Source organism: Mongoliitalea lutea, assembly GCF_014652135.1.
GTDB lineage: Bacteria > Bacteroidota > Bacteroidia > Cytophagales > Cyclobacteriaceae > Mongoliitalea > Mongoliitalea lutea.
Genome location: NZ_BMYF01000037.1, coordinates 1 through 12,389, shown reverse-complemented (window position 1 = coordinate 12,389; position 12,389 = coordinate 1). Strand labels below are relative to the sequence as shown.

Genomic DNA, 12,389 nt, shown 5'->3' with positions numbered 1-12,389 from the left:
GTTTGGGATTGCAAAAGTGCAACTCTTTTCCGCTTCCGCAAAACTTCAAACAAAAATAATTTATCCACTCAAGTAAAGAAGCTGAAAGTCAAGAAGAAAAATTTATCAAAAACGAAATCCAGGACGAACTTCCCTCCTACGATTATTCAATATCTCTTGAATAAAGTAAAAACGAAGGGAAAGTTCATGGGCTCCACCGGTATTTTGCCAGCCCAATCCCGATAAAGTAAAGTCATAGCTATAGCCAACCTCCATTCCATTTCCCAAATCAAAGCCAACCACCGCAATCAAGGATTCCTGATTAGGCAATTCATTTATCTGTGGGATTCCACGATACCATAAACCTATAGAAATAGGCTCCAAAAATAACTCCGAACCAATCTCAAATTGCTGAAAAGGTCCTTTTTGTTGATAATGAAAAGCCAAAGCTAAGGAGCGTTCTTGTCTGGAATTATTGAAATAATCGTTAATATTCCCTTTTTCAAGATCTATACGCATTCCCCCATGCGCACTCCAACGGATTGGCAAGCGATCCATATTATCCAAAAAAGAAAGGTTGGGTCTCGTAATCTGAAAGGAAGATACTCCTAACCAAAATCGATGATTGTATAACAAGAGTCCAGCAGCTAGATCAGCAAAACTTTTTTGTCGATCATCAATCATCAAACCATTATCGCCAACCACTACCCCACGATCAATATCTAATTGCGAACTCAAAATCACCTCATCAAAGGCAACAGAACGCACTGAATAATTCCCCATCACCCCAGCGCTCAAAAAGGAGCGCTCACCAAGGCGAACTTGATAGGCATACGACAAGCCCACATCAAAATGCTGCAATTGCGTGAAAGTTTCTCGGAATCCATTTATCAAAAAACCAACCCCTGAATTTTTACCCTCCAAAAAAGTATCTCCGGAAACGGCAAATGCCTGCACCGTTTGATCAAGGGCGGGCCATTGATTTCTATAATTCAATCCTAATCGTGACACCCCTGCCGTACCTGTCAACGCTGGATTCAAATTTTGACCCGCAGCATAAAACTGGGAAAAAAGCACCTGCTGACTTTGCCCCTCATGTATCAAAAGCATCAACAATACGATATACACCAACAGTCTTTTCATCTGATCAATTTAAATTTACCCGTCTCCTCAAAAACCTCACCATCGGCACTTCTAAATTGTGCGCTATACACATAAGTCCCAGAGGGAGCTTCCTCTCCGTTGACTGTACCATCCCAACCAACAGTATCTACTCCAGAACCTTGGTAAATCAAATTCCCCCAAAGATTAAACACCGAAAGTTCCACAGAAACGATTCCTTTTGTCTTGGGAGCAAAGACGTTGTTCTGTGCCAATCCAGGAGTAAACCCTGTTGGAATCATCACCCGATAACTTTGGGTAACCGGCACTACTTTAGTAAATACCTCTTGACAGCCCAATTCATCTTCAACCGTCAAGGTTACCAAAAACTCTCCTCGTTGGCCAAATATATGCACAGGTGATGGGGTTTCACTGGTATTACCATCCCCAAAATCCCATAGCCAACGAACAATATCTCCTGATGAACTTGCTATAAAACGGATCGGATCATCTATAAATATCCCTCCTGCATCTTCTATTGACACGCCTGTTCCATCAATTTCAAATGTGAACGTAGGATTTAATTCCTCTGACCTTATTAAAACCTCGATTTCCACAGGCTGAGACCAACATTCCAGGTCTTTATTTTTTACCTGTACCTCATAAATACCCGCAATAGTAATTGCTCCCAGAGCTTCATTGACTAAAAACTCTCCAGCAAAATCCAAAACCCGATAATCAAACAAGGTATCATCATAGCCAACAATGAACTCTCTCAAATCAACTGTCCCACCTATCTCACAGGCAACGGCTGGGCTATTGACAATTAAAGAAGGAAAATCCGGAATAACAATTTCAATTGCTGCTGATTTTGTTGGGCAATTTTTATCATTGAATGCAATCACCTTATAAAAACCTACTTCACGAGCAGGAAATGTAGCTTCATCCGCCCCTTCAATCAAAACATCATTCAAATACCATTCAAATTGTACGTAGGTATCCTCCCCCTGCGCTAAGAGCACCAAGGATTCTCCTTCACAAATTCTTGCTTGTTCGAATGGTAATCCTGTCGATTCCTGCACAATTTGAATGGGAGCAGGTGATTCTTGAATCAACAAACGGATGGAATTTCCTGCGGAAGTTTTCCCGTAACTATCTGTGATGGTATAAAAAATCTCTACCGTTTCATCTACGAAACCGGGATTAGGGAAAAAGGTAAATCCCCCTCCTATTTCATCGGCAGTAAAGGTCCCTTGAGGAATGGTTAAGACCCGATTTTCTGGCCTACACCTACCTTGGGAACACACATCTTCCTCTTCCGCCCGAATTTCATCCAATGTTCTGTAAAATTGAACACAACGGATGTTAGAATCATCATTGGGAAGCTCAACCTCACTTTCACTTATGGCATACGTATTTTCCCGACCTTCGCAAGACGCCTGATCATCGATATCAATCCCTATAGGATTCTCCAATCCATCCTGGTCTGACACTTCCACTTGCAAGTCACGGATTTCATGAATATTGGTAGAGCCTCCTGTCGATGCCGCAAAGCCAATTTTTAAATTCCGCGGTGCAGAAAAATTATAAGGCTGATTAACCAAAACAGGAACAGTTCTGGACTGACCAGCAGCTGTTGTTACCAGAAATTCCACATTTAGCAGATAACCTTCACCGCTTTCATTTGGTGACAGATCAATAAAAACTTTTCGATAACCGACCTGATTGAGATTCGTTACTCGCTGGGTTCCTGGCCCACCTGAAGATAAATTGAAGCGATTTGCAGGATTTAATAATAAAGGAGAACCATTTGGAACTTGTGGAGAAACTTGTGTAACAACTCCCCCAATTCCTTGATAACCTGAAAATTGATTGCCCGCCCCTCTCAGATATACCGAGTTTGGAAATCGATCATCTGGATTTGAACTAAACCCTCCTACTTTACCCTCAGTAACGCTTGCAAAGTTCCCAAAAGCATCAATACCAATTCCTAGATAAGCCCTGGACAATCCAGGCTCATCATTTCTAGGAGCATACCCCAAAGAACCTCCAAATCCTCCAGGAGAAAACACAGGTGTATCTCCGTCAAACAAGAATACAGAAAAGCCATCGGCGCCATCTCCTCCATACATAAAAAACTCAAAAGAGGTTTTGATGCCAAATGCGGATGGGAATGGAATATCAATATAAACAAATCCACTTTGAAACTGCTGTGCATCCGTCAATCGAAGAACACCGTCAACAATGCGTGCGCTGCCACCAAGAATAGTAGATGATTGAATAGTACCACTACCAAAATCTTCACAATACGGGAATCCGATCTGCGCTTGAACTTTGCTTGAAAAGCCGCCTGTAAGGCTAATTATGATAACTAAAATAAAAAAAGGAATAAACCTCCCCACAATCTTTTTTTTCCTTAAAGAAAGGGAATTAAGCTAAAAAAACAAAGGCCCCTCTGTTAAAGGAGCCTTTTTCTTATCTTAAAATTGTCTGTGTCCTATCTGGACCTACGGATACTAGCTTTATTGGGACTTCCAATGCTTCCTCCAAATAAGCCACATACTCTTTCAATTCCACAGGAAAATCTTCATAAGATTGAACGTTTCTTAAATCCGTATTCCAACCTTTCACTGTCTTATAAACTGGCTCTACCTCCTGGTCATTCAACTCGTAGGAAAGCTTGTCTACGATGCTACCATCAGGCAATTTATAATGTGTACAAATTTTGATTTCCTCAAAAATATTCAACACATCCGCTTTCATCATAAAGAGCTGAGTCACGCCATTGATCATAATGGAATAGCGCAAAGCTGGTAAGTCTATCCAACCACATCTTCTTGGCCTACCAGTTGTAGATCCAAATTCATTCCCCTCTTTACGCATAGCTTCCCCATCTGCATCAAATAATTCTGTAGGGAATGGACCACTTCCTACACGGGTACAATATGCTTTGAAAATCCCGAATACTTCCCCAATCTTAGAAGGAGCCACTCCTAGACCTGTACAAGCACCGGCAGCCATTGTGGTACTGGATGTCACGAAGGGATAACTTCCAAAATCAATATCCAATAGTGAGCCTTGCGCGCCTTCTGCCAAAACAGATTTCCCTTCTTTGAGGTAAGCATTTACTTCGTATTCGCTATCGACGAGATTGAGAGTTTTGAAAAACTCAACTGCATCAAAAAACACCTTTTCCAATTCTGCTAATAGACTGATGTCAAAATCATAAAAACCTAAAATACCTTTATGCTTCTCAACCAATGCCTGGTACTTATCCATAAAATCAGGGGCCATAATATCTCCCACTCTTAGCGCAACTCTACCAATCTTATCCTGATAGGTTGGACCTATCCCCTTCAGGGTAGAGCCAATTTTCTTATCACCTTTAGACTTTTCATAGGCAGCATCCAACAATTTATGCGTCGGGATAATGATGGTGGCTTTCTTGGAGATGAATAAGTTAGAGCGAAATGATATATTGAATTTATGAAGCCCCTCTATTTCCTTTTTTAAAATAACTGGATCCAACACAACACCATTACCAATGATGTTAACAATATTATCTCTAAAAATACCTGATGGAATCTGGTGCAAAACGTGCTTGATACCATCAAACTCTAATGTATGGCCGGCATTTGGACCACCTTGAAACCTTGCAACTACTTGATATTGTGGAGCTAAAACATCCACAACCTTTCCTTTCCCCTCGTCCCCCCACTGCAAGCCTAATAGAACATCCATCTTCATGATTTTATATGCAAAGAGATTAAGCCGTGAAATTTGGAATAAGGTTAATGAATTGCAAGGAAAAGCTTTTATTTATTACAAATTCTTCATTCGGACGGTAAAAAAGCTTGGCTACAAGCTGTATTCGGCGCCTAAGGAGTTAAATCAAAATAGTCCTCTCGCATTTGCTGATTGATATTTTAAAAAAATTTGATTGACGTATGTAAAGCATAAAACTCTCAAATCAGTATTGCATCCGCTATCCATATTTGGAGGAAATACAAACAAAAATCCCCTGTCACTCTGAAGATTTACGGGAGGAACAGGAGATTCAGAATATTTTCAAGATTCTTAAGAACAGGATTTTTATCGTCCGATTTGAACCTTAGCTGCTTCTATAGAATCAAAAACTGTAAAAATATTATTCAGTTTGGTGATGATCAACAATTTTTTTACATGCTCAGATGGGGAGCAAAGGTAGACTTCTCCACCTGAATTCCTCATTTTTGTCAACATAGTAATTAATAGCCCTATACCACTAGAACTTATATATCTTATGTCAGAAAGATCAATAATAAAGCTTTTTACGCCATCATTGACGGCATCGGAAACAAACTCAACCAATTTTGGCCCTACTTCATCTCCGATTAGATCACCAGAAAGATTTAAAAGATACCATTGAGTTTCTTTCGCTAAATCGTACGTTAGTTTCATACTTGAGGTCTATGTTCACAATTAGATTTTTGACAATTCCCATACAAAATAAGGGAATGGTGGAGCACTTTAAAGTCCAGAATTTCTCCTACGGTATTCTGTATGTTTTGGATGCGCGGATCACAAAATTCTAACACCTGATTACAGTCTACGCAAATCAAATGATCATGTTGTTTATACCCATATGACTTTTCAAACTGGGCCAAATTTTGTCCAAACTGATGCTTGGTAACCAGGTCACAGGCTACTAATAAATCCAATGTATTATATACAGTGGCTCTACTGACACGGTAATTCTTATTTTTCATGCTGATGTAAAGAGACTCTACATCAAAATGTCCAGTTCTACCATAAATCTCTTCTAATATTGCATATCGCTCCGGGGTTTTCCGAAGCTTTTGATTCTCCAGATAAGCAGTAAAAATTTTTTTTACCTCTTCGTAGAGTTCCACATTCAGCGCCATGATCCAATGTTTTTTTGCAAATATAACGCTTCTAATTTAGAAATGATTCAAATAAGCCTAAATCAATCAAATCTAGTCACCTTAATTACTCCTTCTACCTTGGTCAGATTTCCAATAAGTTTATCTAGATGCTGCGTGCTATTAACATACAATTTGATAGTGCCCTCAAAAACTCCACTATCAGAATCAACCGTAATGGAACGCATATTAACTTTGAGTTCATTCGAAATTACCTTGGTAACATCATTGATTAAACCAACCCTGTCTGTCCCTACAATTTTCAATCCTGCCAAAAATGCAATCTCCTGCTGAGAGGTCCATTTGGCTTTAATAACCCTATTACCATGATTAGACAATAACTCCAGCGCATTTGGACAGGATGTTCGATGGATTTTGATTCCTTCATTAATGGTCACAAATCCAAATACATCGTCCCCTGGTATAGGATTACAACATTTTGCCAACACATAATCCACCACGTCCATATCCTCCCCAATCAACAATTGATCATGCTCGGGGCCTTTGATGCTTTTAAGCTCTTTGGTGAAAGAGGACTCATCTTTTACTTTCTCGGTAGACGGCTTTCCTTTTTGCTTTTTCTGTTCCTTAAAATCTTTGAAACCTTTAATGAGCGTTGCATCAATTGAACCCTTCCCTACTTTATAATAAAACTCATTTGGCGTCTTTGTCTCAAAGTATGCCCGTAACTGCTCCACTACTTCGGAATTGAAATCCATTTTCATTTGTTTCAGCTTGCGCTGTACAATTTCCTTCCCGTCCATGATGGTGGATTTTTTCTCATCCCGAAGAGCATCCTTAATTTTGGCTTTCGCCCGAGAGGTAACTACTATAGTTAGCCAGTCTTCCGTTGGCTTTTGCTTATTGGAGGTGAGTATTTCAACCTGGTCCCCATTCTTGAGTTTATGGTTAATAGGAACCAAACGGTTATTGACTTTAGCTCCTATACATTTTGCACCAACCTCTGTGTGGATTTCAAAAGCAAAATCCAAGGCTGTTGCCCCAAACGGCATGACGCGGAGATCCCCTTTGGGAGTAAACACGAATACTTCATCATGGAATAGGTTACCCCGGAAGTCATCCATAAACTCAATGGCAGAACCATCATTGGATTCCAACAATGTTCTCACCTGGGTAATCCAAGCATCCAATCCTGATTTTGACTTTTGGCTCGCAGTTTCTTTATCCTTGTATTTCCAATGGGCAGCATAACCACGTTCTGCAATTTCATCCATTCGAACTGTTCTAATCTGTACTTCCACCCATTGCCCTGTATTACTCATGACAGTCGTATGCAAAGACTCATAGCCATTCGCCCTTGGGGTACTGATCCAATCTCTCAATCGGTCAGGGTTGGGCCTGTAAAAATCCGTTACTATCGAGTACACCTGCCAACAATCCGGTTTTTCCATATCCTCTTCAGAATCCAAAATGATGCGAATAGCAAATAAATCATATACCTCCTCAAAAGGTATATTTTGATTTTTCATTTTGGTATAAATGGAATGTACAGATTTAGGTCTTCCTTTGATTGTAAATTTGAAGCCTTGTGCAATCAACTCCTCTTCAATTGGAGCGATAAAACTTTTAATAAATTTATTTCGAGAAAGCCTGGTTTCATTGATTTTCTCTATAATGAACGCATAGGTATCTGCATCAGTATATTTCAAATGCAGATCCTCCAATTCAGACTTAATAGCATACAAACCTAACCTGTGCGCTAAAGGAGCATACAAATACATGGTCTCAGAAGCTATTTTCAATTGCTTGTGCCTAGGCATACTATCCAAGGTCCGCATATTGTTTAGACGATCGGCAAGCTTGATCAGGATTACACGTACATCATCCGAAAGGGTCAGCAACATTTTACGGAAATTCTCTGCCTGTTGGGAAGAACCGTATTCAAAAACGCCTGAAATCTTGGTTAAACCATCGATAATAGTCGCTACCTTATGCCCAAACTCCCGCTCAATATCTTCCAACTCCCAATCGGTATCTTCCACAACATCATGTAGCAAGGCCGCAACAATACTTGTTGTCCCCAGCCCAATTTCTTCCACGCACACAAGGGCCACTTCTAAGGGATGGTAGATATAAGGCTCTCCGGATTTTCTCCTCATTTCCTTATGGGCTTCACTCGCTACATTGAAAGCTTTCTTGATTAATTTGGCATCACCATCCTTTAGCAAAGGTTTGGCTGTTCTTAATAGTTTACGATAGCGTTTGAGAATTTCTTTTCTTTCTACTTCAAGATCCACTTGTATCATATATTCGAAGATATAGCTATTCTAGCATTGTAATTCACAACCAAAGAAAAAATAAAAATTTTTATTATTTTTTGGTTGACACATTTGCAAGTTAAATTTTCCTTACTACTTTTGCATCCACATTTAGGCGGATGTGGCGAAATTGGTAGACGCACTAGACTTAGGATCTAGCGCCGCGAGGCATGGGGGTTCGAGTCCCTCCATCCGCACACAACAACCCTCAATCACGGTTCCAATTCTGGCCCAGCAATGGAGCCCGAATCTGAGAAAAGAGATTGAGGGTTTTTACATATTATCTACTCTAAAATTTAGAAGCCTTGGAAATTACATTAGACAAGCAATCAGCAAATCAAGCTTCAGTTAAAATTAAGCTAAATGAAGCAGATTATCAACCTAAGGTTGATGCTAAACTTAAGGAATATGCCAGAAAAGCAACCATCAAAGGCTTCAGACCTGGCAAAGCTCCGATTGGAATGATCAAAAAAATGTATGGTACTTCTGTAATGGTAGAAGAAATCAACGATTTGTTATCCAAGTCTTTGAATGACTACCTGAAGTCTCAAACATTCAGAATTCTTGGCGATCCTCTTCCTGTAATTGAAGATGCAGATAAAATTGATTGGAAAGCTCAAAAAGAATTTGAATTCCAATACAGAATTGGATTTGTAGATGAGGTAACTGTAGATTTATCTTCTCCAATCGATGTAAAAGAGTACCAAGTAGAGATGGGTGAAGCGGAAGTTAATGACGCTATCACAAACCTGCGAAGACAATACGGTCAAATGACCAACCCAGAAGAAAGTCAAGCCAATGATTTCTTGTATGGTGATTTCAAAAATGAGTCCGGCAGCATCGAAAAGACATTCTCCCTTCCACTTTCTAAAGTGACTGAGAAGGAATTGAAAAACTTTGTTGGTTTGAAAAAAGGTGATGTTGTAACCTTCAATCCAAGCAAAGCTATTGCAGAAGATGTAGCAACAGTATTGGGAATCACTGCCGAAGAAGTAGAGCAGTTAGGTAAAGCTTGTACGTTTACTGTACAAAACATCAACAGAACTGAAGATGCTGAAATGAATCAGGAGTTTTTTGATAAACTTTTTGGTCCAGGTCAAATCGAATCAGAAGAGCAGTTTGTTGAGAAAGTAAAAGCTATCCTTGCTGAAAACTACAATAAAGAGATCAAAGTATATTCTGAAGAGAAAATTAAAGATAAGCTTGTAGCGAATGCTAATATCGACCTACCGGAAGCATTCTTGAAGGAGTGGTTATTAAAAGCAAACGAAGGCAAAGTTACAGCGGAGCAGGTTGAGCAAGAGTACCCAATCTATGCAAAACAACTTTCTTGGACTATTGTCTCCAATGAAATTGCGAAAGCAAACGAAATCAAAGCAGAACATGCAGACGTAATTGAGAAAACCAAAGATATGATCAGAGAGCAATTTGCTTCTTCAGGTCTTGGTGCTCAAATGGAAGACAGCATGGATATGTTCGTAGACAATTATTTGCAAGGCAATGAAGGTCAGAACTACATGCAGATGATCACATCTGTTCAGAATGATAAAGTTTTGGCTTTTGTAAAAGAAAAGATGAGCATTCAGCAGGAAGTAGTTTCCGTTGAGAAATTCAAAGAGCTCTTGGAAAACTAATTCAGGTCTAAAATCGTTAACATAAAAAGTCCTTCTTTAAGGGCTTTTTTTATTTTTGTATCACACAAACGAAGTAACATATGTTCAACAAAGACGAATTCAGAAAATACGCAGTACATTCCAGAGGAATCAGCGGCAATGCTTTTGACCAATACAGCACACATATTGAAGGCATGACCCGCTCTGTAATCGAGGAGCGCCCTACAAACTTTAGAGAAATCGATGTATTCTCCCGCTTGATCATGGATAGAATCATCTTCTTGGGTACAGGTGTAGATGACTTTATTGCTAATATCATTACTGCTCAACTACTATTCTTGGAATCTACAGATCCTAAAAAAGACGTATTGCTTTACATTAACAGTCCAGGAGGTTCCGTAACTGCCGGTTTGGGAATTTATGATACCATGCAATACATTAACCCTGATGTAGCAACCATCTGTACGGGTATCGCTGCTTCCATGGGCGCTGTATTATTGGCCGGTGGAGCGAAAAATAAGCGTTCTGCTTTACAGCATTCCAGAGTAATGATCCATCAGCCATCCGGTGGTATGCAGGGCCAGTCCAAGGATATGGAAATTTCCTTGAAATTAATCCTTTCCATGAAAGAGGAGCTGTATCAAATATTAGCAGATCATTCAGGTAAAACTTTTGAAGAAATCGAGAGAGACTCTGATAGAGATTACTGGATGAAAGCACCAGAGGCAAAAGAGTACGGCCTAATTGATGAAGTACTTATCAGAAAAAGATAATCATGGCACAAGTTACCTGTTCTTTTTGCGGTAGAAACAAGAAAGATGTAGAGTTGATGGTTTCAGGCATTTCTGCCCATATCTGCAACTTCTGCATCGATCAAGCGTATCAAATCCTCGGTGAAGAGGACAAAAGCAAGAAAACCGTAAAAAGTCCTAAATTCAAACTTAAAAAGCCAAAAGAGCTGACCGAGTACCTTAATCAGTATGTCATCGGTCAAATGGAAGCTAAAAAAGTTTTAACTGTAGCTGTATACAATCACTACAAGCGACTACAGCAAAAAAGCTCAGAAGAGGACGAGATCAAAATTGAGAAATCCAATATCATCATGGTGGGTGACACAGGTACAGGTAAAACCTACTTGGCCAAAACCCTTGCCAGAACATTGGAAGTTCCTTTTTGCATAGCGGATGCGACTGTCCTAACCGAAGCTGGCTATGTAGGTGAAGATGTAGAAAGTATCTTGACACGTTTATTACAAGCTGCGGATTATAATGTAGAAGCTGCGGAAAGAGGAATCGTGTACATTGATGAAATTGATAAAATTGCCCGTAAATCTGATAATCCATCCATCACGCGTGATGTTTCAGGAGAAGGTGTACAGCAAGCTTTATTGAAGTTGCTGGAAGGTACAGTAGTCAATGTTCCACCACAAGGAGGAAGAAAGCATCCCGACCAAAAGATGATTGCCGTTAACACTGAAAACATTTTGTTTATCTGCGGAGGCGCATTTGATGGTATCGGTAGACATATTGCTAAGCGAATGAACACGCAGCCATTAGGTTTCAACAAAGTTGTAGAAGGTAAGAATGTGGACCGAGCTAACTTATTACAATATGTCACCGCTCAGGATCTGAAATCTTTCGGATTGATTCCTGAATTGATTGGAAGACTTCCGGTAGTAACCCATTTGGATCCTTTGGATAGGTCGGCTTTGAAGAGTATTCTAACTGAACCAAAAAACGCCTTAACGAAACAATATATCAAGTTAATGGCCATGGAGAATGTGGAGTTGATCTTTGAAGAATCGGGTATCGATTACATTGTTGATAAAGCAGTAGAATACAATTTGGGTGCTCGGGGTTTACGTTCCATTTGCGAAGCTATTATCACGGATGCTATGTATGAACTCCCATCCGATGAAACTGTGAAAGAGCTCATCATAGATGCCAAATATGCTCAAGAGCAGTTTGATAAATCAAAATTCAAAAAGCTCCAAGTGGCTTAAAAATAAAAACCTCTCAATTTGGGAGGTTTTTTTAGTTTAATAATGAGCAGTGAGAAGTGAATAGTGAGGATAATTTAAAATGTGGAACAAAGAACGACATACACACTTCATCATTCAAGATTAGGCGTTCATCATTCGGCGTTTTGTAATATACGTAACTCCTTGCTTTGGGTGTCTCGCAAAGGCGCCAAGCCGAGGAAGGGTTCACGCCACGAGCGCAACGATAGATCGCAACGACCGCAAAATAAGGTGTCCACAGATTTTGAGGATTAGCACAGAATAATTGGTTTGCAGGTAATAGCGTTTCTACCTCGCCACTTTATAATTGTAAAGCATAGACCAATTTAATTGGCATGAAATTATGTCAAATGATCACGCTATAATCCATCTAGCAGCTCCATCGGAGCGGCCGACATTCTAGCAACGGGTTTCAACCCGTTGATGAAAAATAACAACCTCTGGCGAAGTGTCGTAGACACGATTGACATGAGCT

The 12,389-nt window shown here is 39.8% G+C and carries 9 protein-coding genes and 1 tRNA gene; 4 read left to right on the top strand and 6 right to left on the bottom strand.

Features of this window, described 5'->3' with window-relative positions:
• Positions 1 to 105: 105 nt before the first annotated feature.
• From IE080_RS19015 to IE080_RS18990, 6 genes are all read right to left on the bottom strand, one after another.
• A complete protein-coding gene (locus IE080_RS19015; protein WP_189586658.1) occupies positions 106 to 1,122 on the bottom strand; it encodes a PorP/SprF family type IX secretion system membrane protein in 1,017 nt (338 codons plus the stop codon).
• Positions 1,119 to 3,482 carry a PKD domain-containing protein gene (locus tag IE080_RS19010; protein ID WP_229800746.1) on the bottom strand — a complete coding sequence of 788 codons (2,364 nt, stop codon included), beginning with the start codon at positions 3,480 to 3,482 and terminating at the stop codon, positions 1,119 to 1,121. The genes IE080_RS19015 and IE080_RS19010 overlap by 4 nt, the downstream gene beginning before the upstream one ends.
• A gap of 73 nt (positions 3,483 to 3,555) precedes the next feature.
• The gene (locus IE080_RS19005) at positions 3,556 to 4,827 is read right to left on the bottom strand and encodes an adenylosuccinate synthase (RefSeq protein WP_189586655.1); all 1,272 of its coding nucleotides are present in this window, start codon (positions 4,825 to 4,827) and stop codon (positions 3,556 to 3,558) included.
• A 345-nt stretch (positions 4,828 to 5,172) separates the two neighbouring features.
• Positions 5,173 to 5,520, bottom strand: coding sequence for an STAS domain-containing protein (locus IE080_RS19000; protein ID WP_189586653.1), 348 nt, complete (start codon positions 5,518 to 5,520; stop codon positions 5,173 to 5,175).
• Positions 5,517 to 5,984, bottom strand: a complete 468-nt coding sequence (locus tag IE080_RS18995; RefSeq protein ID WP_189586649.1) for a Fur family transcriptional regulator — start codon at positions 5,982 to 5,984, stop codon at positions 5,517 to 5,519. The genes IE080_RS19000 and IE080_RS18995 overlap by 4 nt, the downstream gene beginning before the upstream one ends.
• Positions 5,985 to 6,046: 62 nt before the next feature.
• Positions 6,047 to 8,269, bottom strand: coding sequence for a RelA/SpoT family protein (locus tag IE080_RS18990; protein WP_189586646.1), 2,223 nt, complete (start codon positions 8,267 to 8,269; stop codon positions 6,047 to 6,049).
• Positions 8,270 to 8,396: 127 nt separating this feature from the next.
• On the opposite strand from IE080_RS18990, the gene IE080_RS18985 reads away from it, so the two are divergent.
• The 4 genes from IE080_RS18985 to clpX all read left to right on the top strand — a co-directional run bounded on the left by IE080_RS18985 (position 8,397) and on the right by clpX (position 11,896).
• Positions 8,397 to 8,478 (top strand) — tRNA-Leu (locus IE080_RS18985).
• A 108-nt stretch (positions 8,479 to 8,586) separates the two neighbouring features.
• Positions 8,587 to 9,915 (top strand): trigger factor, encoded by a 1,329-nt coding sequence (gene tig, locus IE080_RS18980; protein ID WP_189586643.1) that lies wholly within the window; start codon positions 8,587 to 8,589, stop codon positions 9,913 to 9,915.
• Positions 9,916 to 9,995: 80 nt separating this feature from the next.
• Positions 9,996 to 10,667 (top strand): ClpP family protease, encoded by a 672-nt coding sequence (locus IE080_RS18975; protein ID WP_189586640.1) that lies wholly within the window; start codon positions 9,996 to 9,998, stop codon positions 10,665 to 10,667.
• A 2-nt stretch (positions 10,668 to 10,669) separates the two neighbouring features.
• Entirely contained in the window at positions 10,670 to 11,896 is a 1,227-nt protein-coding gene (gene clpX, locus IE080_RS18970; protein ID WP_189586637.1) for an ATP-dependent Clp protease ATP-binding subunit ClpX, read from the top strand.
• The last annotated feature ends 493 nt before the right edge of the window (positions 11,897 to 12,389 follow it).